The organism is Xanthomonas sp. A1809 (genome assembly GCF_017746015.1).
GTDB lineage: Bacteria > Pseudomonadota > Gammaproteobacteria > Xanthomonadales > Xanthomonadaceae > Xanthomonas > Xanthomonas euvesicatoria.
Window position 1 is genome coordinate 169,870 of sequence record NZ_JAGHWZ010000010.1, and the last position, 23,899, is coordinate 193,768.

The window sequence follows — 23,899 nt, forward strand, 5'->3', positions numbered from 1 at the left end:
CGATATCTGCAGGGAAGCCGGTGTTTAGCGCATAAAAATAGACGTATGCAGCAGCGGGTTGACACTGCAACCCACCGAAGGCACCTTCGCTGGTAACGTTCTCAGCGAAGAAACGTCTGCTCCACGTTTGAGAAGACGACAACCGGCCGTTGTTCCAGCGGTCCGGCGTTTACCCGCATGTGGTCATGCAATGCGGGCAGTTGTTCGTATCCGGCACAGGGGACGGATCACGGGCATGGCACGCGCGTCGCGCGCCGTTGTGCAACCAGGCGGTTGCCATCCGACATCAGTGATGAGGTCCACGCAATGCTGCTTTCCCGTCTGTTCGCGTCATCCCCTTGCGTTCCGGTATCTGCGTTCGTCAACCCACTGCGCCGCTCATCGTTGAGCGCTGCTGTCAGGCGCCTGCTCATGGGTGGCGCCAGCCTGGCCTGCGTCGCAAGCCTTCCCGCATTTGCGCAGGAGCAGCCCGCACCCGCGCAGCAACAGACACCACCACAAACCAGTCCCTCGGTCTCCACCCTGGACGAAATCAAGGTGGTGGGTTACCAGGCCAGCCTGGGCAAGGCGCTCAACGTCAAACGCAACGCCGATGCGATCGTCGATGCGATCAGCGCCGAGGATATCGGCAAGTTTCCCGATACCAATGTTGCCGAATCGCTGTCGCGGTTGTCCGGCATCACCGTGGACAGACAGTTCGGCGAAGGCGAAAAAGTCAGCATCCTCGGTACCGATCCGGCACTCAATCGCGTGCTGCTCAATGGTCAGACCATTGCATCGACCAGCTGGGGCGGCGACCCCAACGACCCGGACAGCCGCTCGTTCAACTACAGCACGCTGGCGCCGGAAGTGGTCGGCCTGATGGAGGTCTATAAGACGCCCGAAGCGCGCATCGACGAGGGCTCCATCGGCGGAACCGTGATCGTGCATGCGCGCAAACCGCTCGATCTGGATCGCAATACGCTCACCGGCACCGTGAGTTATGGCTACAACGATCGTTCCGACGAAGGCAAGCCGAACGCATCGGCGCTGTATAGCTGGAAGAATCAGGACCAAACGTTGGGCGTGCTTGCCTCGGTGATGCATTCGCAGCGCGTTCTGCGCCGCGACGGCGTTGAAATTTTCGGCTACGACAATGTGCAGGGCGCCGGGTTTCCGCCCGGTGTGGTCGGCAACAACACCGGCGTGTTTCCGACGTCGATCAACACGGCGTTATTCCAGCAGACACGCAAGCGCGACGGTGTCAGCGCGGCGCTGCAATGGAAGCCGGACAGCGATTTCGAGCTCAATCTGACCGGTTTGTACGTCAAGGAAAGCTTCGACAACTACAACCAGAGCCGCTACGGCTACTGGGGCTCGACGCCCGGCGATGCGCAGGCCTTGGGCTTCGAAAACGGTATCGCCACCTCGGGCACCTTCGGCGATCAGTCCAACACCTATCTCGACGGCTATCTGCGCAATAGCCAGGTCAGCACCGGCAGCATCCACCTGCGCACCGACTGGCATGGCGATGGTTGGAACGCCTCCAGCCAGGTGGGCTACACCAGTTCGCAAGGCGGCGCAGAGCGTATCTACGGCATCCAGTTCCGCAATCTGGCTGGCTACAGCTACGCCATCGACGGGCGCCGGACCGCGATGGACTACAGCACCGATCCCACCAATGCGGCGGCGATGCAGCTCAACAACGCCTCGGCCAGCCATAGCCCGCAATACGACAAGGAGCGCTATCTGCAGCTGGATTTCGATCATGCGGTGGAGTGGGGGCCATTCACCCAAATCCTCACCGGCATCAAGCTCACCAATCACGCCACCGGGCAATCGTCCTATAGCCGTACCTGGACCCCGAACGATGGCAGCACGCTGGCGGCATTCTCGCCGGGTACCACACCGTCGGGCTATCTGGACGGGCTGTCGACCAGCACCGACATGCAACGCTGGTCGACCATCAACAGCGGTGCGATCGGTCGGTATATCGGCGGATTGGAAGGCAATGATGGGTTGCCCATCAGCTATGCGGGCAACTACAGCATCCAGGAGCAGAACCGTGCGTGGTTCCTGCAAGGCAATTTCTCCGGCGAGCGGTATCGCGGCAACATCGGCGTGCGCTATGTGCACTCACGCGATTCCACCGATGGCTACAGCTATGCGCCGGGTGGCGGCTACACACCGGTCAACTTTCTCAGCAGCTACGGCAAATGGCTGCCTTCGTTCAACATTGCCTACGACCTGCGCGACGACCTGATGCTGCGGTTTGCCGCCTCCAAAGTGATCGCGCGGCCGCGCTACACCAACATGACGCCGTACGTGGCTACCGATGACACCACGTTGACGGCCTCGACGGGGAACCCAGGACTGAGTCCATACGAGTCGACCAACCTCGGTGCATCGCTGGAGTGGTATTTTTCCGACAGCAGCTTGCTCAGTGGCGAATTCTTCTCGCGCGACATCTCCAACTACATCCTCACCACCGTGCAGGACCGTGTGTTCTTCAACAACGCTACCGGCGGCTCAAGCACCTACCAGACATCCGTGCCCACCAACGCCGGCGATGCCACGGTGCGGGGTGTGGCGCTCAATCTGCAGCACAATTTCGGCAATGGCTTCGGCGTGGTGGCCAACTACACCTATTCCGATTCCAACACCGACGGCGACTACAGCCTGCCGTACAACTCGCGCAATGCCTACAACATCAGCCCGTACTACGAGCAAGGCAAGTGGAGTGCGCGGGTGAATCTGGGCTGGCGCTCGGAATACTTCACCCAGATTGGCCGGCTCAACGGGCAGCAGATGACCGACGCGTTTACGCAGGTAGATGCCTCATTCGGCTACCAGGCCACCGAGCGGCTGCGCGTGGCGCTGGAAGCCACCAACCTGCTGGATGAAACCTATTTCAGCTACATCGGCAACAAGAACCAGCCGTACTACATCTACAAGAACGGTCGCTCTTTCATGTTGAGCCTGAATTTCAAGCTGTGATGCCCGGCCGGGGCGGCTGCTCGTGTGTAGCCGCCTTGGTTTAGAGCGGCTAACAAAACGTCGCGAGCAGTCGTCAGGCGGGTGCGGACGGCGCACAGGAACCGCAGTGTACGAGTGGCACATGAGGATTCCGAGCACCGGCCGCGCCCGCCTTGCGGCTGCGCAGTAGTTTTGTTAGCTGCTCTTAACGGCGTAAATCAGATCTCCAATACATCACTGACTTCGAATGGGCAGGTTTCGGTCCATGGGGTGCTGCAATTCCGTCCTTGCTCGCGTCCCCACATCGCGTCGCACCTGGACACAGGTGCGCGACATGCAGCTATGCACCGATCCGTCGCGCTGCCGCAATCGCGGCAATGCGCGCCTTTGTCAGTGCCTCGCCGATCTGCGGCCCTTGCAGACCTTCAGCCGCCAGATTTCGCGCATTGATCGCCAGCGCGGCGGCATGTAGCCGTTTGAGTGCTTCGCCCTGCGGGTACGCGGCTTCTTCACTGCCCAGACGGCCACGCTTGTCGGCTTCGCAGACCAGTGCCAGCTGCGCAATACGCTCCGGCCGGCGAAACGCATCGCAGCGCACCAGCAGCTCGTGCAGGGTGCGGTCGCGCAGTTCGGCCAGGCGATGCACGTTCAAGTGTTCGCGGCTGGCGACGATGGCAAGTTGCCGAAAGTCCTGCGGCACCTTGAGCCGCTCGCACAGCGCCTGCAATGGCGCCACGCCGCGTTGTTCGTGCATGACGTGGCGCGGCCATTCCTCAGGTGGTGTGAGTGCCTTACCCAGATCGTGGGTCAGTGCGGCAAAGCCCACCAGCGCATCGCCGGGCGCGAGACGTGCCGCCATATCGCTGACCATTTCCTGGTGAATGCCCGTGTCGACCTCCGGATGGAATTCGGCGCGCTGCGGCACGCCGTACAGCGCATCGACTTCCGGCAGGATGACCCGCAGCGCATCGGCATCGTGCAGCGTGCGCAGGAACGCCGAGGGCTGCGCGCAGCTCAATGCGCGCCGCAGCTCCTGCCACACGCGTTCCGGCACCAGGCTATCGAGTTCGCCGCTGGCGGCCATCTCCCGCATCAATGCCGCAGTTTCAGCAGCGACAGTGAAGCCCAGCGGTGCCAGCCGCGCCATGAAGCGCGCGGCACGCAACACGCGCACGGGATCTTCGACAAACGCCGGACCGACATGCCGCAAGACGCGCGCCTGCAGATCACGCGCACCGTTGTACGGGTCGAACAATTCACCCGTCTCCTCATCGCGCGCGATCGCGTTGATGGTGAAGTCGCGGCGTAGCAGGTCTTCTTCCAGGGTCACCGATGGGTCGGCGTCCACCACGAAGCCGCGATATCCGCGGCCGGATTTGCGCTCGGTACGCGCCAGTGCGTATTCCTCGCCACTGCGTGGGTGCAGGAACACCGGGAAATCCTTGCCGACCGGCTTGAACCCCTGCGCTTCCATCTGCGCCTGATCGGCGCCAACCACCACCCAGTCGCGGTCGCCAGCCGGCTGCTCAAGCAATGCATCGCGGACTGCGCCGCCAACGAGATAGATCTTCATCAGCGCATGATGCCCGAGCAATCATGCGCCTGTCTGTGCGCTCTCCCGGCTGCTTGCGGGACCACTGGCGGCGAGGACGCCGCCAATGCGCTCATGGAAGGGTTCACGGTACATGCAAAAAGGGTTAGGGCACCGCACGCTCGACCCGGAGAAAAGGTCACCCGCGCACAGGTGCATCGCCAGCGATGTAGTAATCGGCGGTGCTGCGCGGCAATGGGGGGCGACCGCGCATGCGGTCGGCGATTTTCTCGGCAATCATGATGGTGGTGGCGTTGAGGTTGCCGGTGATGATGCGCGGCATGATCGAGGCATCGATCACGCGCAGGCCCTCCATGCCGTGCACGCGGCCCTGGCCGTCCACCACCGCCATGTCGTCGGTGCCCATCGCGCAGGAGCAGGAGGGGTGATAGGCGGTTTCAGCGCGAGAGCGGACGAATGCGTCCAGCTCCGCATCGGTCTTGCAGTCCGCACTGGGGCTGATCTCGCGGCCGCGGTAGGGGTCTAGCGCCGGTTGCGCGATGATCTCGCGGGTGATGCGGATCGCGTCGCGGAATTCCTGCCAGTCCTGGTCGGTGGATTGGTAGTTGAACAGGATCGAAGGATGCTGGCGCGGGTCGCGCGATTTGGCGTGCACACGCCCGCGGCTGGGTGTGCGCATCGAGCCGACGTGCGCTTGGAAGCCGTGCTCCTTGACGGCATTGCTGCCGTTGTAATTGATGGCCACCGGAAGGAAGTGGTACTGGATGTTGGGCCAGTCGAATTCCTCGCGCGTGCGGATGAAGCCGCCGGCTTCGAACTGATTGCTGGCGCCGGTGCCGGTACCGGCGAATAACCATTCCGCGCCGATCGCAGGCTGGTTCCACCACTGCAATGCCGGATACAAGGACACCGGCTTGGTGCATGCGTACTGGATATACACCTCCAGGTGGTCCTGCAGGTTCTGGCCGACGCCGGGCAGGTCGTGCACCAGTTGCACATCCAGTGCGCGCAGCAGATCGGGTGCGCCTACGCCGGAGCGTTGCAGCAGCTGCGGCGAGGCGATCGCACCCGCGCACACCAGCACTTCGCGGCGTGCATGCGCATCGATTCCTTCGCTGCTGTTGCCCACCAGGTAATGCACGCCGATGGCACGCTTGCCTGCAAACAAAATGCGGTCGGTGGTGGCATGGGTGACGATATGCAGGCCATCGCGCGGCTTGGCCATGTCCAGGTAACCGCGCGCGGTGCTGGCGCGGCGCCCGCGTGGCGTCACCGTGCGGTCCATCGGTCCGAAGCCTTCCTGCTGGTAGCCATTGAGATCGTCGGTACGCGGGTAGCCTGCCTGTACGCCTGCCTCGACCATGGCATGGAACAACACGTTGTTGTCGTTCTTCGGCGTTGCCACGCTCACTGGACCGTCGCCGCCGTGATAGTCGTTGGCGCCGATGTCGCGCGTCTCTGCCTTGCGGAAGTACGGCAGGACATCGCGGTAGCTCCAGTCCTCCAGGCCGGGGCGCTTGGCCCAATGATCGAAGTCCAGTGCATTGCCGCGGATGTAGCACATGCCGTTGATCAGCGACGAACCGCCCAGGCCCTTGCCGCGACCGCATTCCATGCGCCGGTTGTCCATATAGGGTTCCGGCTCGGTTTCATAGGCCCAGTTGTAGCGACGTCCCTGCAACGGAAAAGCCAGTGCTGCCGGCATCTGCGTGCGGAAATCCATGCGGTAATCCGGCCCGCCCGCTTCGAGCAGCAGCACGGTCACGCCGGGATCTTCGGTCAGGCGTGCCGCCAGCACGTTGCCTGCCGAGCCGGCGCCGATGATGATGTAGTCGTATTCGCGTTGCATGGTGTTCTCCTGATGCGGTAACGGTGCGGTGGCGATCAAGGCATATGGCACAGACCCAAGCGTGCTCCCGGGGAGCGATAGCGGCGCGTTATTGCTACCGCGCTTGCGTGCGCTGGCTCTCTGCCCTCAGAACACCGACGCGTAACGTTCCAGTTCGATCTGGACGGATTTGGTGCGCGTGTAGGCCTGCAAGGTCGCCAGGCCGTTTTCGCGCCCCACGCCCGACTGCTTGTAGCCGCCCACCGGCATCGGTGCCGGCGACTCGCCCCAGGTGTTGACCCAGCAAATGCCCGCTTCCAGGCGATGGATCAGCCGATGTGCACGCGCCAGATCCGGCGTGACCACGCCTGCAGCCAGCCCATACGTGGTGGCGTTGGCGCGCGTCACCGCTTCGTCTTCGTCGTCGTAGGTGAGCAGGCTCAGAACCGGCCCGAAGATTTCCTCGCGCACGATGGTCATTACATCGGTGCAATCGCTGAAGATGGTCGGCGCCACGTAATAGCCCTGCGCCAGTGCGCCGTCTTGCAGGCGCTCGCCGCCGCACAGCAGACGTGCGCCTTCGGCCTTGCCCTGTTCGATATGCTCCAGCACGCGCTGCATATGCGCGGCGCTGACCAGCGGACCGAAGGTGGTGCGCTCATCGAGCGGATCGCCGATATGGATCCGTTGCACGCGGGCCAGCAGGCGCGCTTCGAATGCATGACGCAAGGCGCGCGGCACGAACACGCGGGTACCGTTGGTGCACACCTGCCCGGAGCTGTAGAAGTTGGCCATCATGGCGATGTCGGCCGCCAGGTCCAGGTCGGCATCGGCGCAGACGATCAGCGGCGACTTGCCGCCCAGCTCCATGGTCACCTCCTTCAGCGACGAACTCGATGCGCTGGCCATCACCTTGCGGCCGGTGGCGGTGCCGCCGGTGAAGCTGATCTTTTCGATCTGCGGATGTTCGGTGAGCGCCGTGCCCACGCTGGCGCCATCGCCGGGCAACACGTTGAACACGCCATCGGGCAGGCCGGCCTCGGTAAAGATTTCGGCCAGTTTCAACGCGGTGAGCGGGGTAACTTCGCTGGGTTTGAAGATCATCGCGTTACCGGCGGCCAGGGCGGGCGCGGCTTTCCACAGCGCGATCTGGATGGGGTAATTCCACGCGCCGATCGCACCCACAACGCCCAGCGGTTCGTGGCGCGTGTAGAAAAAGCTGCCTTCGCGCAAGGGCACTTGCGCACCCTGCAGCGCCTGCGCAACGCCAGCGTAATACTCCAGCACGTCGGCTCCGGTGACCACATCCACGCTGCGGGTCTCGCTCACCGGCTTGCCGGTGTTGAGCGTTTCCAATTCCGCCAGCGCATCGTTGCGCTCGCGCAGCAACGCCACCGCACGCAGCAAAATGCGCGAGCGCTCCACCGTCGTCAGGGCCGCCCATTGTCGCTGGCCTGCCTGCGCGCTATCGACCGCGGCATCCAGATCGTCGGCACCGGCATTGTGCACGTTGGCCAGCACTTCACCGGTGGCGGGGTTGACCACTTCGAACGTGTGGCCGCCGCGAGCGGGAACATAACGGCCGCCGATATACAGCAACTGGTCGGAAAAACGTGGCATGACAAACCTCCTGTGGGACGGTCGCCGCAGCGACGCACCTTCAGCGGGTGAGGTGCAGAAACTGCAGGTGACGTTCGTATTGATCGATGATGTCGTTGATGATCTGTTCGCGGCTGTAGCCCACCAGGTCGTAGTCCTGGCTGCCTTCGTACAGGTAGACCTCGGCGCGGTAGTAGCGCTGGTTGCGGAAGCGCTGCGCGGCAAACGACGGGGTCAGATAGCCGCGCATCACGATTTGATAGCGGAAACCCTGCTGTTCGCCATGATCGACGCTGATTTCCATGTCGCCGTCGTCGATGCGGCTGCTGACCTTCCAGCCTTCCTCCTGCAGCTGTGCGGTGACCGCTTCGATGGCCGGGCGCACCTGGTCGTGCATGAAGCGATACACCTCATCGCGCGCCGGGAAGTGCATCGCCTGGCCCAACCGCTGGCGCCAGCCGCCGTGATGACGCGATTGCCCGATCAAGGGGCTGGGGCTGTAAAGCTGCGCGCGTTTGCGCTGCGATTCTTCGCTGAGGGCGCGTGACAGGCCCCAGGCCATCAGCAGCAGCACTGCAGAGAATGGCAGCGACGCCAGCACCACCGCCGATTTCAGTGCGTCCATGCTGCCGGCCAGCAACAAGCCTGCCGTGACCACGGCAGTGAGCACGCCCCAGAACACGCGCAGCCAGCGCGGGCCATCGTCGTGCGGTTCGCCGCCGTGGGAGGAGAGCGTGGACAACACCACCGTGCCGGAATCGGCGGAGGTCACGAAGAACACGAAACTGATCGCCACCGTGACCGTGATCACCGTGTGGCTCCAGGGATAACTCTGCAGCAGGGAATACAACACCGTCTGCGGTGCATCGATGGCCTGCTGCGCCCATGCTGCCTGGCCGTGATGCAGCAGCTGATCCAGCGCGCTGTTGCCGAAGATCGACAGCCACGCCAGGGTGAACCCGAGCGGGATCAGCAATACCCCCAACACGAATTCGCGAATGGTGCGGCCGCGCGAGATGCGCGCGATGAACAGCCCGACGAACGGCGCCCAGCCGATCCACCAGGCCCAATAGAACACCGTCCAGTTGCCCAGCCAATCGGCGCGGCCACCGTAGGCATACACGTCGAAACTCTTGTTGACCACGCTGCCCAGGTAGTCGCCCAGGTTTTGCATCAGCGCATTGAGCAGGTACTGCGTCGGTCCGGCGAACAGCATGAACAACAGCAGCGCAATGGCCAGCAGCATGTTGATGTCCGACATCCAGCGCACGCCCTTTTCGACGCCGGACACCGCCACCACGATGGCCGCGCCCATCATCGCCACGATCAGCGCCACCTGCACCCAGTGCGTATGCGGCACGTCCATCAAGGTGCTCAGGCCGGCGTTGAGATGCAGCACGCCAAAGCCCATGTCCGCGCCCAGGCCGAACACGGTGGCCACGATGCCTAACGCATCCACGGTATAGCCGATCGGCCCGTTGATGCGTTTGCCGATCAGCGGGTACAACGCCGAGCGCAACGCCAGCGGCAGGTTATGGCGGAAGGCAAAATACGCCAGCGCCATGGCGGCCAGTGCGAACACGCCCCAACCGTGCAGGCCCCAATGCAGGAACAGCACCTGCATCGCCTGTCGCGCGGACGCCTCGCCACTGCCGGTACCGCCCTGGGGCGGTTGCAGATAATGCGTGAGTGGCTCGGAGACGCAGAAGAAGAACAGCGTGATGCTGATGCCGGCGGCGAACAGCATGCCGGCCCAGGAGAGATAACTGAATTCCGGCTCGTCGTGATCGGCGCCGAGCTTGATGTTGCCGTAGCTGGACAGGGCCGTGGCCAGCACGAACACCAGATACAGCGTCATCGCCAGCAGGTAATACCAGCCGACATTGCGCGACGCCCAGGTCTGCGCATCCAGCAGCACACGCCCCGATTCCAGCGGAAACAACGACACCAGCAAGGCAAACGTGCACACGACCGTGGCAGCCAGCACGAACACCGGGCGCAGGGTGCGTACCGGCAAGGTGTGCGGCGCTGTCGCACTCATGGCAACGCACTCATACGCTGCGTATCACGTGTTGTGCTCCCAGCGAAAAACCGCCTGCGTTATCGCACAGGCGGTGTCGAGGGGGCGTCAGCGGTCGAGTTCGCCAATGCGAACCCGTTGTCACTTTTCCGGTTGCTTGAAGCGGCCAACACAACGTAGCGAGCAGTCGTTAGGTGGGCGTGGGCGGCGCGCTCAAAACCGGAGTGTACGAGCGGTAAGCGCCGATTCCGAGCACCGGCCGCGCCCGCCTGGCGGCTGCGCAGTCGTTGTGTTGGCTGCTCTTAACGCAGCAATTGCCTTGGCACGCGGATATCCATGCCCACCGCCAGGTGATCTGAAAACGCGGCCGGAATGGCTTCGGTATGTTCGATCACCAGGCTGTCGCTGACCAGGATGTGGTCGATCGCCCGGTCCGGACGCCAGCTGGGAAAGGTGTGCACCTCGCAACTGGGCGGTTGCAGACGGGTATGGCGATAGAGCGACTGCATCTCCGGGCGATCGGCCATGCAATTGAAATCGCCCATCAACATCGCGTTGGGATGGTCGGACAACAGTTCGGCGATGAAGGCCAACTGCGCCATACGCGAATTGGCGCCCAGCGACAGATGCGCCACCGCCACGGCCAGGCCATCGCGGCCCTCACCGAATTTCGCCAGCAGGATGCCGCGCCCGCCGATGCGGCCGGGCAGGGCGTGGTCCTGCACTTCCACCGGTTCCAGCTTGCTCAACAAACCGTTGGCGCTGGAGGCCACCCCGCCCATGCGGCGGTTGGGTTGGTGGCTCCAGTAATCGAAACCGGCGCGCTCGGCCAGATAGTGGGTCTGGTTGGTGAAACCCGAGCGCAGGCTGCCGGGGTCTGCCTCCTGCAGGCCGACGATGTCGCGTTCGCCGACCAGCTTGGCGATGCTGTCCAGGCTGGTGCGCTTGCTGCCCAGCGGCAACGCGTGCGACCAGCTACGCGTCACATAGTCGCTGTAACGGCGGGTGCTGGAACCGGCCTGGATATTGGCGGTCAGCACCCGCAGGGTGCGCGAGTCCGAAGCGTTCACGACGTTGCGTTCGCGCGACTCACTTGGCCAGCGTGGCGCGTTCGCGCGCGATCAGGTGATCGGCAATGCGCAGCATGTCCGGGAAGCTCTGGCCCTTGACCAGGTACTTGCCGTTGATGATCAGCGACGGAGTGCCGGTGATCTTGCTGCGGGTGGCGAACTGCTTGGCGCGGTTGGTCTTGGCCGAGACGCCGAAGCTGCTCATGGTGTCGATGAAGGTCTTCTGGTCCACGCCGTACTTGGCATAGAACGCGGCGATGTCCTGCACCGAATCCTTGCCGCGCTCGCCCTTGAGGGTCTGGTCGACGTGGATGGCCTTGTACAAGGCCTCGTGGGTCTTTTCCTGCACGCCCAGGGTTTCGGCGGCATAGAAGGCGCGGCCGTAGTCATCCCAGGTGCCACCGAACATGGCCGGCACATAGACAAAATGCACGTCCGACGGCAAACCGGCCTTCCACGGCCCGATCAGCGGCTGGAACGCGTTGCAGGCAGGGCAGACATAGCCGAAGACTTCGGCCACTTCGATCTTGCCGGCGGCCTGTTGGTAGGGCTGGCCAGCGTCGATGTCCAGATAATCGGTGCCGGCGACCGGCTCGGGGCCATTCGGTGCACGCGGGGCAGCGCTGGGCGCGGCGGGCGGTTGAGTGGTGGCGCTTTCGCCGACTGCAGGCGGAGCGGCCGGGTCTGCGGCCGGGGTAGCGGCAGCAGGCGCGGGCGCCGTTTCGGCAGCTGGGGTGGTGGCGGCAGGTGCGGTGTCGGACGAACCGTCCTGCGCCTTGCAGGCGACCAGGATCGGCAACAGCGCCATCAGCGTCAGGGCGAAGCGTGTCTTCATCGGATTGGATCTCCAGCGTGGGGCGAGAAAAGGGCCGGACGGCCGCGGGGCGCATGATGCCACGCGCGGCCGTCGCTGGCGGTTATGCGGTTCAGCGCTTGGCCGGCGCGGCGTGCTCGCGGGCGATCAGGTAGTCGGCAATGCGCAACATGTCCGGGTAATTGCGTGCGCCGATCAGGTAGCGGCCGTTGACGATGATGGCCGGCGTGCCGGGAATCTTGCTGCGCAGCGCGAACTCGCGCGCGGCCTTGAGCTTGGCCTCCACCGCCTCGCTCTTGTAGGTCTCGATGAAGCGCTGCTGCGGGATTCCGTAACCGGCATAGAACGCGGCCAGTTCTTCGGGCGCCACGTTCTGGGTGGGCACGGTCTGCTTTTCATGGATGGCGTCGAACATGGCGCGATGGCTGCGCTTGGCCACGCCCAGGATGTCGGCAGCGAAATAGGCGCGCGCAAACGCGTCCCAGAAGCCACCGAAGGCGGCCGGTACCGGGGTGAAGCGTACGTATGCCGGCTGCTTGGCCACCCAGGCTTCCAGCACTGGTTCGAAATGTGCGCAATGCGGGCAGGTGTAGCCGAAGACTTCGGTCACTTCGACCTTGCCGGCCAGCGGGGCGTACGGCTGGCCGCCGTCGATCAGGGTGTAGTCCTCGCCTTCGACCGGCGCGGCCTTCTTGTCGGCGGCGCAGGCCACCAGCGGCAACAGGAACATCAACAGCAGGGGCAGACGGGAAAGCAATTTCATGCGGGCTCCGTGGGGGCGAGGGGAGAGCGGTAAACGACGACGCCGGTCGCGGGACCGGCGTCGTGAAGCGGCGTGGCGACGGCAGGGATCAGCTCACGAACGTGCAGGCGTTCCTGCAGGTGGCTGCGCCGCTGCCGCGTCGTCGGCACGATCATGCAGGCCTTGCAGATAGCTGGCCAGCGCCTGGATCTCCTGCTCGGTCAGCGGATGCGCCACCTGCGCCATGATATTGAACAGCGCCGGATTGCGCTCCTGGGTGGTGCCGGCCTGGTATTCCTTCAGGCGCCGCGCCACGTACTCGGCATGCTGTCCGCCCAGGCGCGGATAGGCCGGGCCCGGATTGCCGCCGCCCGATGGCCCATGGCAGGCCATGCAGGCCGGCACGCCGCGGGCGATGTCGCCGCCGCGGTAGAGCTTCTCGCCGACCTCGTAGAACTTCATGCCCTGGTAGGGGCCCTCGGCGATCGCCGCGTCGTCGGCGACACCGGCGGAGGCCTTCTGGGTGGCGAAGTAGGCGCCCAGGTCGCGCATGTCCTGCGCGGTGAGGTCCTTGACGAAGGGCACCATCACCGCCGACATCCCGGTATTACGTTCGCCGCTGGCAATCAACGCCACCTGATGCGCCACGTAGCGCTCGGTTTGCCCGGCAATGCGCGGGTACATCGCCACTGCCGGATTGCCGTCCGGTCCATGGCAGGCTGCGCAGGCAGCAGCCTTGGTCTGGCCGGCCTTGGCATCTCCCCAGGTGGTCTTGGCCAGGTCCACCTCCAGCGGCGCAACGCGTACCGGCGGCGGATCGGGGATCGGCGTGACTGCCGATTGCGCAAACGCCACGGCCGCAATGACCGGTACGGCGAGTGCGGCGAGGACTAGCACACGAGCATGGCGCATCAGCTAAAGCTCCGTATGGACCCTGCCCGCGCGCGTTGGGTACTGGCAGTGGCAGGCGTGCTTCGATTATCGACACGCCTTTGCGCCAGGGTCAACGAACAGTGCAGCAAAACTGCCGGGCCCGAACGTGCGATCCTAGGCGGATGTCGCTTCTTATCGAACAAGCCCGCTACCACCTGTCCGCCCACAACGCCCGGCAATTGCCCGACGATGGCGGCTACGAGGTGGCCTTTGCCGGCCGCTCCAACGCCGGAAAATCCAGCGCGCTCAATGCGCTGACCCGCCAGAACGCGCTGGCGCGCGTGTCCAAGACCCCCGGCCGCACCCAGCAGCTGGTGTTCTTCCAGATCCAGCCCGAGCGCTACCTGGTGGATCTGCCCGGTTACGGCTACGCCAAGGTGCCGCAGGACCTGCAGGCGCACTGGCAGGCCTTCATCGACCGCTATTTCCGCACCCGCGAGGCGCTGCGCGGGCTGGTGGTGGTGATGGATATCCGCCACCCGCTGAAGGACTACGACCTGCAGATGCTCGGCTATGCCGCCGAACGCGGCCTGCCCGCGCATGGTTTGCTGACCAAGGCCGACAAGCTCGGCCGTGGCCAGCAGATGCAGACCCTGCAGAAGGTCAAGAAGGAAGTGACCTCGCGCTTTGGCGACAGCGTGACGGTGCAGACCTACTCGGGCGAATCGCGCCAGGGTGTGGACGAATTGCGCGCAATTGTCGGTGCTTGGCTGGGACTGGATGTGGAAACCGCTGCGGCCGAATGATGCCGTGCAACACGAGTGTCGGGCGTGGGTGGATGCCCAGCGCCTCGTCACGACGGCAGACTTCGGTCTGCCGTTTGCGTTTCCAGCGGCAGTGATCGGTGGGTCGCCTGCGGAGCGATGCGCGGCCTGAGCATCGCGTAGGGCGCGCATGGCAACGCTTGCGGTGATGACCGCGCTGTGTCGGACGATGCCGGCGCTGCAGAACGCGCAGCCCGGTCATTTGATCCAGATCACGCCATCGCCGCGATCGATGGCGGGCATGCATCGGTGGAAATGTCATGCCCCGCCGGTGTCGCCAATCCTTTCGCGTCGGGCGGGTATAGTGCGGGCCTTGCGGTGGCAGGGGAGGACCCCCACATCGTCCCACCCCTTTCGTTTGCGAGCCTGCCCTTGTCGAGTCCCAGCCACGTTGCCGAAACGCCGATCACCGAACGCGCGGAGCTGGTCCAGGTGCTGGCCTCCGGCGAGAAGCCGAGTGCGGACTGGCGGATCGGCACCGAGCACGAGAAGTTCGGCTTTCAGTTGGATGACCTGCGTGCGCCCACCTTCGAAGGGGCACGCGGCATCGAGGCCTTGCTGACCGGGCTGACCCGTTTCGGCTGGGAGCCGGTGCAGGAAAACGGCCGCACCATCGCGCTGCTGCGCGATGGTGCATCGGTCACGCTGGAGCCGGCCGGGCAACTGGAGCTCTCCGGCGCGGCAGTGGAAACCCTGCACCATACGTGCGTGGAAACCGGCACCCATCTGGACGAAGTGGCGCAGGTCGCCGGCGAGTTGCAGCTGGGCTTTCTGGGCATGGGCTTCCAGCCCAAATGGCGTCGCGACCAGATGCCGTGGATGCCCAAGGGCCGCTACCAGATCATGAAGAACTACATGCCCAAGGTCGGCTCGCTCGGCCTGGACATGATGACGCGCACCTGCACGGTGCAGGTCAACCTGGATTACGCCACCGAAGCGGACATGGTGAAGAAGTTCCGTGTGTCGCTGGCATTGCAGCCGATCGCCACCGCGTTGTTTGCCGATTCGCCGTTCACCGAAGGCAAGCCGAACGGCTACCTGAGCTACCGCTCGCACATCTGGACCGACACCGACGCCGACCGCACCGGCATGCTGGATTTCGTGTTCGAAGACGGCTTCGGCTACGACCGCTACGTCGATTACCTGCTCGATGTGCCGATGTATTTTTCCTACCGCGACGGTGTGTATCACGACGCCAGCGGGCAGAGCTTCCGCGCTTTCATGCAGGGCAAGCTGCCGGCGTTGCCGGGTGCGTTGCCGACGCTGCGCGATTGGTCCGACCACATGACCACCGCGTTTCCGGAAGTGCGTTTGAAGAAGTATCTGGAAATGCGCGGTGCCGATGCCGGCCCGTGGGATCGGTTGTGCGCGCTGTCGGCGTTCTGGGTCGGCCTGCTGTACGACCAGACCGCGCTGGATGCGGCCTGGGACCTGGTCAAGGATTTCAGTCCGACCGAGCGGCATGCGCTGCGCGACGGCGTGCCCAGGTACGCGTTGGGCCTGCCGTTCCGCAACGGCACCGCGCGCGATCTGGCAGTGGAGGCGGTCAACATCGCACGCGAGGGCCTGCGTCGCCGCGCACGCCTGAATCGCGACGGGCAGGACGAAACCGGCTTTCTGGATGTGATCGCCGAGATCGCCGAAAGCGGCGTCACCGCCGCCGAACGCAAGCTGGCGCTGTATCACGGCGCATGGAAGGGCGATATCGACCGCGTTTTCCGCGAGTTCGCCTACTGAGCGTGGGTTGGCCGGTCGCCAGCGCGTACTGGCGCTGGCAGCCGTTGCCGTCGGCGATTGCGTGCCAGAGTCGTCGCGTCAGCCGATGTCGCCAGACGCGCAAGGCCATGGCCGGAACAGCGGTGGTGGGCTCGGATCATGACAGCTGCCGCTTGCCCGGCCCGGCAGGCCGCACTCCATCACACGTCAGCGCCGCTCGGGCATGCAGGGCAGTCGTACGGTCACGCGCAAGCCGCCATGCGGGCGATTGTCCAGGCGCAGGTCGCCGCCGTGCGCCAGCACAATGCTGTGCGCCACCGACAAACCCAGCCCGATGCCGCCGGTGTCGCGATTGCGCGAAGACTCGCCACGCACGAACGGCAGCAACAATTGTTCGCGCTGGGTCGGGTCGATGCCGGGGCCGTCGTCGTCGATCCACAACACGCCGTCCTCGCCATCGCGCTGCAGTTGCAGACGGGCGCGCTTGCCGTACTTCAACGCGTTTTCGAGCAGATTCATGACTGCGCGGCGCAACGCCAGCGGGTCGCCGTCCAGGGTGATTTCCGGGCCGGGCAGCAGCTCGGCGTCGGCGCCGATATCGGTGGCGTTGTCCACCACGCTCTCCACCAGCAAGCGCAGATCCAGCGGCGCGCGCTCGCCGCGATGACGATCGTTCTGGATGAAGTCCAGCGCTGCGGAAATCATCGCCTTCATTTCGTTGATATCGGCCAGCGCCTTGTCGCGCAGCGGTGGCTGCAGGCCATCCAGACGAAACGACAGCCGCGCCAGCGGTGTGCGCAGGTCGTGCGCAATCGCTGCGACCATGTGCGTGCGTTCGTTGATCAGGCGGTTCAGGCGCGCCTGCATCGCGTTGAACGAATCGGCTGCGCGCACGATTTCCGGCGGGCCGCTGCGTTGCAGGGCGGCGGCATCGGGATTCCGGCCCAGGCGGTCGGCAGCTTCGGCAAAGCGCTTGATCGGTGCCGACAGCGCGCGCGAAAACCACCATGCCAGCGGCACGTTGGCCAGCAGGCCGGCCAGGAACAGCAGCACGACGTGGGTCTTGAACTCGCCCGAGAGGCGTCGACGCGGCGATTCCACCGTACGCCAACGGCCATCGGGTTGTTGCAGGGCGGCGGTGAAGCCGTCCAGCAGCGGTACGCCGGGGGTCAGGCGCTCGCTTTCCCAGGCGCCGGGCAACTCGTCCGGGCGCAGCCCGTCGCCGGGCAGCGCAGCAGGGTGGCCGTCACGCGGCCAGTCGTCCGGAAACGGCGGCAGAGGTTGCGTGCCAGGGCGTTCGTGCGCCCCGTCACCGCCTTCGCCCGCGTGGTTCTGGTTGGACCACCGCTGCGGCGGCAGCATGCCTGGCTGGGGGCCTTCACGATCATTGGCGTTGCGGTAGAACCGCACCTGGCGTTTGGGCACGTCCAGCCAGTGCGCAAGCAGCATTTCGGCGAAGGGGTCGCGCACCTGGCCTGTCGGCGGCACCGGGGCTTGCGCCGATTCGTGCACTTTCAGGGTTTGGGTACCGGCCGGCATGCGGGTGGAGAGCAGCGCCACCACTTCCGGCGGATGGACCGGAGGCTCGTAGACGGGGGTACGCATCATCAACAGGGCGATGCCCACCGCCTGGGCGGTGACCAGGGCCACCGCCAACAACACAAAGGTCCGCGCAAAGATCGACAGCCCGCGCCGTGCCGGTTTGCTCACAGGCGCGAGACGCTCGGCAGCAGCATGTAGCCCTCGTTGCGTACGGTGCGAATCAACTCGGTATGGACGCGCTCATTGATTTTGCGGCGCAGGCGGCTGATCTGGCTGTCGATGGCGCGGTCGTAGACGTCGGTGTCGCGGCCGCGGGCGTAGTCCAGCAGCTGGTCGCGGCTGAGCACACGCTGCGGGTGTTCGACGAAGGTGCGCAGCAGCGCGAACTCGCCGTCGGACAGATTGATGAAGATGCCGGTGGGGTCGCGCAGGTCGCGGCGCACCACGTCCAGCCGCCAGCCGGCGAATTCGTAGACGTTTCCGCGCTGGTCGGCCTGTTCGTTGCTGGCCTGGCTGCGCCGCAGCAGGGCGCGCACACGGGCCAGCAATTCGCGCGGATTGCAGGGTTTGGCCAGGTAATCGTCGGCACCGACTTCCAGGCCGATGATGCGGTCGGTGTCGTTACCCAGCGCGCTGAGCATGATGACCGCAGGTGAGCCGCGCTCGCTGGCCAGGGCGCGCGCTGCACTCAGCCCATCTTCTCCCGGCATCATCACGTCGAGTACGATGAGGTCCGGGCGGCGCTGCGCCATGACAGAGCGCATCTCCGCCACGTTTTCGGCCATATCCACCTGGTAGCCGTGAGCGCTCAGAAATTCGCCGATCAGCTTGCGCAGGTCCGGATCGTCGTCGACCACGAGAACGCAGGGTTGTTGCAGGTCCATAGGGATCATCGTCTGTGGCGCGGAGCTTGGCCCGCGCAAGGTGGTGGCTGCCGGATACATGGTGCTCGCAATTGCAGGGCTGGAGCACGCATCATAATGATCGAATTTGTCAACCATTGGCACACGTGTAACGCACCATGACAGACCAGGACATCGCGCAGGAAGCCACGGCATCGACACTATGCCGTTGTACTGGCGCGTGCGTGCATGACAAGGCATTTCCAATGATGCGGGTGATCAGTCGCGACAACGGCGTGGGGCTAACCCGCGACATGGTGCTGATGGCCGATACGCTGCGCGCCGGCGGCGTGCCGGTGCAGGAAGTGGGATTCACCAGTCAGCGCCTGCACGACACTGGGCGCGAGGCACGCCTGTGGGCCAGGCGCACGCTGTTCGGGCGGGTGCCGCTGCAGATCTTTTCCGAGCGCGTGTACAAGCGCTGCCTGCCGCTGGGGCAGATCAACCTGCTGGTGCCCAATCCGGAGTGGCTGCTGCCCAAGTGGCTGCCATTGCTGCCGCGCTTCGATGCGGTGCTGTGCAAGACCCACCATGCCGAGCGAATCTTCCGCAGCCTCGGGTGCGCCACGCGCTTCATCGGCTTCACCAGCCCGGATCGCCATGATCCACGCGTGTTTCGTCAGCGCGCTTTCTTCCACCTGGCCGGGCGCAGTACCGCCAAGGGCACGCGCGTCTTGCTGGACACCTGGCAGCAGCATCCGGAGTGGCCGCTGCTGACGGTGGTGCAGAACCCACGCACCGCCGGCAAGCCGGTCGTGGCCCCGAACATCGACCACCGCGTGGGGTATCTGGACGATGCCGAACTGCGCCGCATGCAGAACGCGCATCTGTTCCATATCTGCCCCTCCGAGGCCGAAGGGTTCGGGCACTACCTGATGGAAGCGCTAAGCGTGGGCGCGGTGACATTGGCGACCGACGGCGAGCCGATGAACGAATTGATCAGGCCCGAACACGGGGTGCTGATCCCGGTGGCCGAGGTGCGTCAGCGTCGTCTGGCATCGTATTACTACGTGGACGCGGCAGGCATCGCGCAGGCAGTGGAAACCGCGCTGGCATTGCCACAGGCCCAACTGGACCAGTTGTCGGCCAACGCGCGCGCGTTCTACCAGGCCAACGATGCGGCATTTGCCGCGCGCTTTCGTGCTGCGGTGCTGGCCTCGCTACCGGAGCATGCAGTGGACACTGCGGTCGCCGCGGCGCCGGCTGCCGTCGAAAACTGACGGCGACAATGCCTGCGTCGCCACTGTCGGACCCCGCATCTTCCCGTGCGTAAGCCGAAGCAGGTGCTGCACGCGCCTTGCATCTGCGCTGCGGATGGCGGCAAGCGCCAATCCACGCCGGCGCGCGGCGCGCGATGGCAAATGCGCAGCACAGTCAGCTGCAACTCTTCCCGGACCAGCGCGGCCCAGCCCGCGTCCGCCGTCTGCAGGCCGTGCGCAGATGTGCCATCCAGCCAGGGAGATCACGATGGTCCACGCACCACCACGCGTTGTCGTTACCACTGCAATACTCGCGGCGCTCAACCTGGCAGGTTGTGCCAATTTCTGCGGTGCTATGCACCATGCGCCTATGCCCTACGCGCATCGTGCGCCACCGCCACCACCACCGCCGGGTGCAAGAAACATCGAAGCATTGCCGCCGTGTGCGCCGGACCACGAGGTGGTCCCGGCAGCGCCTGCCGACGTCGCGCACCGCGCTGCGCCGGAGCGGCAGGATCGGGGAAGCGGCGACGGCTGCCTGGTACATGGGGGCGTGGCACCGCCACCGCCGCCACCGCCACCGCCACCCTTCGATAACGACCCATTCGATGCACCGGATGCCGCAGATGAACCGCTTGGCCTGCCGCCAGACGATTCCGAATTCGACGCAGCGCTGCAGGCGTGCGCGACCGCCGAAGGCAGCGCAGCGCCGTTCCCGCAGGCGCCTTCGCCGGACCTGCCGCCCGAGTTGCTGGCGCAATGTCTGGATGCCGCAGGATTCGCTCCGCCACCGCCACCGCCGCCGCCGCCGTTCCAGCCCCGGCGCTGATGCGGGGACTCCACCCCAGCGGTCGGCAACGGTCGGGATGATCGAAGGGGCCGGTGCTGCGGCTATGGCGCGCAACCATCCTTGCGCTGGGTGCCTGGCGCGCCTGCGATGTGCGAGGCGTCGCCACGTCTGCGCAATGTGCGTGCTGCATTGCGGCTAACAGGTGGGCTCTTTATCCCCGTGCCACCGGCGGCATTGGGGGCATCGCGCCATGTGCCAACGCGTGGCGGTCATCGCGCTCGACAAGACCACGGTCGGCAGGCCGCTGGCCATAGCTTTTTTCGAAACAATCCATATACTGCCCCCCAGTATTTTGCTGGAGCTGCCATGCCGCATTCGCCGCACGAGAAAAAGCGAGCGCTAGCACGCGTGCGCCGGCTGCGCGGGCAATGCGACGCGCTGGAGCGGGCGCTGCAGGCGGGCGCGGACTGCGCTCCGGTCTTGCAGCAGATCGCCGCGATCCGGGGCGCCGTGAACGGGCTGATGTCGCAGGTGCTTGAAGCGCATATCCGTGAAGATTTCGGGCACGCCGCCGCATCCGATGCGCAACGCGCCGAGCGGGTGCAGGATCTGCTCGGTCTGGTCCGGTCCTACCTCAAATAAATCTCCCACCGGGTCGGCGCTTGTCGCGCCCCCGTCCTCGAACCTCATCGTCAGGAGCGTCATCCCATGAAATCCCGTGCAGCAGTCGCATTCGGACCCGGCAAGCCGCTGGAAATCGTCGAAATCGACGTCGCGCCGCCGAAAGCCGGGGAAGTGCTGGTCCGCATCACCCACACCGGCGTGTGCCACACCGATGCCTTCACGCTGTCCGGCGACGACCCGGAAGGCATCTTCCCGTCGGTGCTCGGGCATGAAGGCGGCGGCATCGTCGAGGCAGTCGGCGAGGGCGTGACCAGCGTCAAGGTCGGCGACCACGTCATTCCGCTGTACACGGCCGAATGCCGCAAGTGCAAGTTCTGCCTGTCCGGCAAGACCAACCTGTGCCAGGCCGTGCGCGCCACCCAGGGCAAGGGCCTGATGCCGGATGGCACCACGCGCTTCTCCTACAACGGCGAGCCGATCTATCACTACATGGGCTGCAGCACCTTCAGCGAATACACCGTCGTGCCGGAAATTTCGTTGGCCGTGGTCAATCCGGAGGCGCCGCTGGAGAAGGTCTGCCTGCTCGGCTGCGGCGTCACCACCGGTATCGGCGCGGTGCACAACACCGCCAAGGTCAAGCCAGGCGAGAGTGTTGCCGTTTTCGGCCTGGGCGGCATCGGTCTTGCGGTGATCCAGGGCGCGGTGCAGGCCAAGGCCGGGCGCATCCTGGCCATCGACACCAATCCGGGCAAATTCGACCTGGCGCGCAGCATGGGTGCCACCGATTGCATTAACCCCAAGGACTACGACAAGCCGATCCAGGAGGTCATCGTCGAGTTGACCGATGGCGGCGTGGACTTCAGCTTCGAGTGCATCGGCAACGTCAATGTGATGCGTTCGGCGCTGGAGTGCTGCCACAAGGGCTGGGGCGAGAGCGTCATCATCGGCGTGGCTGGCGCCGGCCAGGAAATCAGCACGCGTCCCTTCCAGCTGGTGACTGGTCGCGTGTGGCGCGGCAGCGCCTTCGGTGGCGTCAAGGGACGTACGCAATTGCCGGGCATGGTGGAGCAGTCGATGAAGGGCGAGATCGACCTGGACCCATTCATCACCCACACCATGCCGTTGGAAGAGATCAACGAGGCCTTCCACCTGATGCACGAGGGCAAGTCGATCCGCACGGTGATCCATTTCTGACCAGGCGGCCAGGAGCGGCGCGCGGCCGCTTCCGCGCACGTGGTACCCGACACTCCGGGAGGAGCGTGATGACTAACGTGTCGATTCATCCTTCGGTAGATGATGGTGTTGCGCGAGGTGGTGCAGAAGATTTTCAAGGCGGCACGCTTGAATGTCACTGCGCCAGCGACAAGGTGACCGTCGAGGTGTCTGCGCAGACCGCGCATAACCATGCTTGCGGTTGCAGTAAATGCTGGAAACCCGATGGCGCGAAGTTCTCGGTGGTGGCGGTGGTTCCGCGCGACAACGTCAAGGTCACCGCGCACCGGGAAAAGCTGAAGATCGTCGACGAAAGCGCGACGATCCAGCGCCATGCGTGCACCGGTTGCGGCGTGCATCTGTATGGGCGGATCGAAAACAAGGACCACGCATTCTACGGTCTGGATTTTGTGCACACCGAGTTGTCGAAACAACAGGGCTGGTCGGCACCGGGCTTTGCCGCGTTCGTCTCGTCGATCATCGAAACCGGCACGCCGCCGGAGCAGATGGATGGCATACGCACGCGCCTGACCGAACTGGGCTTGCCGCCCTACGACTGCCTTTCGCCGGCGTTGATGGATGCCCTGTCGGCGCATGTGGCACGCAAAAAGGGTCTGTTGCATTGATGGTCCAACCTTGCAGCCGGCGATCCGGCTGCAGGGTTTTCTCTTCGTAAGGAATCTTCATGGAACGTATCGAACACCGCGCCTGCTTCGGCGGCTGGCAGGATGTCTATCGGCATCAGTCGCACACCTTGAACTGCAGCATGCAGGTGGGCATTTACCTGCCGCCGCAGGCCGCCAACGGCCCGTTGCCGGTGCTGTATTGGCTGAGCGGTTTGACCTGTACCGAACAGAATTTCATCAGCAAGGCCGGCGCGCAGCGCTATGCGGCCGAGCATGGCGTGATCCTGGTTGCGCCCGACACCAGCCCACGGGGCGAGGATGTGGCCGATGCGGACGGTTACGACATCGGCAAGGGCGCGGGCTTTTACGTCGATGCCACGCAAGCGCCATGGGCGGCGCATTACCGCATGTACGATTACGTGGTGAACGAATTACCGGCCTTGATTGAAGCGACCTTTGCCACCACCGGTGCGCGTGCGATCAGTGGCCATTCGATGGGTGGGCATGGCGCGTTGACCATCGCATTGAAGAATCCGGGCCGCTATCGCAGCGTGTCGGCGTTTTCGCCAATCGTGGCGCCCAGCCAGGTGCCGTGGGGCGAGAAAGCATTTGGCCAGTATCTGGGGAACGACCGTACGACCTGGCAAGCCTACGATGCCACTGCATTGATTGCTGACGCGCAGGAGCGGTTGCCGCTGCTCATCGATCAGGGCGATGCCGATGAATTTCTGCAAACCCAGCTGAAAACCGTAGTGTTCGAAGATGCAGCCAGGTCCGCCGGCTACCCGGTGACGGTGCGGCTGCAGCCCGGCTACGATCACAGCTACTACTTCATCGCAAGCTTTATTGGCGAGCACATTGCGCATCATGCTGCGGCCTTGCGTGGTTGAGTGCCGCTGTTGGCGTATGCGGTTGGAGATGCAGTCCGGTGGATGAGGGCGGGGGCCACGCCGACGCAGTGCGTGGCGTCACGTTTGGCTGAGTGGCGTCACTCGCCCGCTCTGCCATCGG

19 protein-coding genes and 2 other RNA genes are annotated in these 23,899 nt (G+C 64.7%); 9 read left to right on the forward strand and 12 right to left on the reverse strand.

Features of this window, described 5'->3' with window-relative positions; translation table 11 throughout:
• Positions 1 to 306: 306 nt before the first annotated feature.
• A complete protein-coding gene (locus tag J7396_RS15075) occupies positions 307 to 2,976 on the forward strand; it encodes a TonB-dependent receptor (protein WP_209261677.1) in 2,670 nt (889 codons plus the stop codon).
• Between the two features lie 47 nt (positions 2,977 to 3,023).
• Here J7396_RS15075 and J7396_RS15080 read toward each other — a convergent pair.
• The 10 genes from J7396_RS15080 to J7396_RS15125 form a co-directional block, all read right to left on the reverse strand.
• Positions 3,024 to 3,099, reverse strand: a non-coding RNA gene (locus J7396_RS15080) — sX9 sRNA.
• A gap of 196 nt (positions 3,100 to 3,295) precedes the next feature.
• Entirely contained in the window at positions 3,296 to 4,528 is a 1,233-nt protein-coding gene (locus tag J7396_RS15085) for a multifunctional CCA addition/repair protein (protein ID WP_209261678.1), read from the reverse strand.
• A 157-nt stretch (positions 4,529 to 4,685) separates the two neighbouring features.
• The gene (betA, locus tag J7396_RS15090) at positions 4,686 to 6,356 is read right to left on the reverse strand and encodes a choline dehydrogenase (protein ID WP_209261679.1); all 1,671 of its coding nucleotides are present in this window, start codon (positions 6,354 to 6,356) and stop codon (positions 4,686 to 4,688) included.
• Positions 6,357 to 6,482: 126 nt separating this feature from the next.
• Positions 6,483 to 7,955, reverse strand: coding sequence for a betaine-aldehyde dehydrogenase (gene betB, locus J7396_RS15095; RefSeq protein WP_029818649.1), 1,473 nt, complete (start codon positions 7,953 to 7,955; stop codon positions 6,483 to 6,485).
• A gap of 40 nt (positions 7,956 to 7,995) precedes the next feature.
• On the reverse strand, positions 7,996 to 9,975 hold the full coding sequence (gene betT, locus J7396_RS15100; RefSeq protein ID WP_008576754.1) for a choline BCCT transporter BetT: 1,980 nt from the start codon (positions 9,973 to 9,975) through the stop codon (positions 7,996 to 7,998).
• A gap of 143 nt (positions 9,976 to 10,118) precedes the next feature.
• Positions 10,119 to 10,194, reverse strand: a non-coding RNA gene (locus tag J7396_RS15105) — sX9 sRNA.
• 62 nt (positions 10,195 to 10,256) lie between these two features.
• The gene (locus J7396_RS15110; protein ID WP_010377815.1) at positions 10,257 to 10,994 is read right to left on the reverse strand and encodes an endonuclease/exonuclease/phosphatase family protein; all 738 of its coding nucleotides are present in this window, start codon (positions 10,992 to 10,994) and stop codon (positions 10,257 to 10,259) included.
• A gap of 49 nt (positions 10,995 to 11,043) precedes the next feature.
• Positions 11,044 to 11,859, reverse strand: a complete 816-nt coding sequence (locus J7396_RS15115) for a thiol:disulfide interchange protein DsbA/DsbL (RefSeq protein WP_008576756.1) — start codon at positions 11,857 to 11,859, stop codon at positions 11,044 to 11,046.
• Between the two features lie 91 nt (positions 11,860 to 11,950).
• A complete protein-coding gene (locus J7396_RS15120) occupies positions 11,951 to 12,601 on the reverse strand; it encodes a thiol:disulfide interchange protein DsbA/DsbL (protein WP_008576757.1) in 651 nt (216 codons plus the stop codon).
• A 93-nt stretch (positions 12,602 to 12,694) separates the two neighbouring features.
• Positions 12,695 to 13,492 (reverse strand): c-type cytochrome, encoded by a 798-nt coding sequence (locus tag J7396_RS15125; protein ID WP_014089367.1) that lies wholly within the window; start codon positions 13,490 to 13,492, stop codon positions 12,695 to 12,697.
• Positions 13,493 to 13,635: 143 nt separating this feature from the next.
• On the opposite strand from J7396_RS15125, the gene yihA reads away from it, so the two are divergent.
• The gene (gene yihA, locus J7396_RS15130; RefSeq protein WP_209261680.1) at positions 13,636 to 14,259 is read left to right on the forward strand and encodes a ribosome biogenesis GTP-binding protein YihA/YsxC; all 624 of its coding nucleotides are present in this window, start codon (positions 13,636 to 13,638) and stop codon (positions 14,257 to 14,259) included.
• Between the two features lie 390 nt (positions 14,260 to 14,649).
• Positions 14,650 to 16,014, forward strand: coding sequence for a glutamate--cysteine ligase (locus tag J7396_RS15135; RefSeq protein WP_014089368.1), 1,365 nt, complete (start codon positions 14,650 to 14,652; stop codon positions 16,012 to 16,014).
• Between the two features lie 186 nt (positions 16,015 to 16,200).
• On the opposite strand, the gene J7396_RS15140 is transcribed toward J7396_RS15135, so the two are convergent.
• Positions 16,201 to 17,703, reverse strand: a complete 1,503-nt coding sequence (locus J7396_RS15140; protein WP_209261681.1) for an ATP-binding protein — start codon at positions 17,701 to 17,703, stop codon at positions 16,201 to 16,203.
• Positions 17,700 to 18,419: a response regulator transcription factor gene (locus tag J7396_RS15145; RefSeq protein WP_011050505.1), complete on the reverse strand. Its 720-nt coding sequence runs from the start codon at positions 18,417 to 18,419 to the stop codon at positions 17,700 to 17,702. Before J7396_RS15145 ends, J7396_RS15140 begins: the two co-directional genes overlap by 4 nt.
• 137 nt (positions 18,420 to 18,556) lie before the next feature.
• Here J7396_RS15145 and J7396_RS15150 point away from each other — a divergent pair, with 137 nt between their 5' ends.
• The 6 genes from J7396_RS15150 to fghA all read left to right on the forward strand — a co-directional run bounded on the left by J7396_RS15150 (position 18,557) and on the right by fghA (position 23,778).
• Positions 18,557 to 19,657 (forward strand): glycosyltransferase, encoded by a 1,101-nt coding sequence (locus tag J7396_RS15150; protein WP_209261682.1) that lies wholly within the window; start codon positions 18,557 to 18,559, stop codon positions 19,655 to 19,657.
• 439 nt (positions 19,658 to 20,096) lie between these two features.
• On the forward strand, positions 20,097 to 20,465 hold the full coding sequence (locus tag J7396_RS15155; protein ID WP_209261726.1) for a hypothetical protein: 369 nt from the start codon (positions 20,097 to 20,099) through the stop codon (positions 20,463 to 20,465).
• Between the two features lie 327 nt (positions 20,466 to 20,792).
• Entirely contained in the window at positions 20,793 to 21,068 is a 276-nt protein-coding gene (locus J7396_RS15160; protein WP_005911021.1) for a metal/formaldehyde-sensitive transcriptional repressor, read from the forward strand.
• A 66-nt stretch (positions 21,069 to 21,134) separates the two neighbouring features.
• Positions 21,135 to 22,244: an S-(hydroxymethyl)glutathione dehydrogenase/class III alcohol dehydrogenase gene (locus J7396_RS15165; RefSeq protein ID WP_008576768.1), complete on the forward strand. Its 1,110-nt coding sequence runs from the start codon at positions 21,135 to 21,137 to the stop codon at positions 22,242 to 22,244.
• A gap of 68 nt (positions 22,245 to 22,312) precedes the next feature.
• On the forward strand, positions 22,313 to 22,888 hold the full coding sequence (gfa, locus tag J7396_RS15170; RefSeq protein ID WP_029818656.1) for an S-(hydroxymethyl)glutathione synthase: 576 nt from the start codon (positions 22,313 to 22,315) through the stop codon (positions 22,886 to 22,888).
• A 59-nt stretch (positions 22,889 to 22,947) separates the two neighbouring features.
• Complete coding sequence (gene fghA, locus J7396_RS15175) at positions 22,948 to 23,778, forward strand: S-formylglutathione hydrolase (RefSeq protein ID WP_209261683.1); 831 nt, start codon at positions 22,948 to 22,950, stop codon at positions 23,776 to 23,778.
• Positions 23,779 to 23,899: the final 121 nt, after the last annotated feature.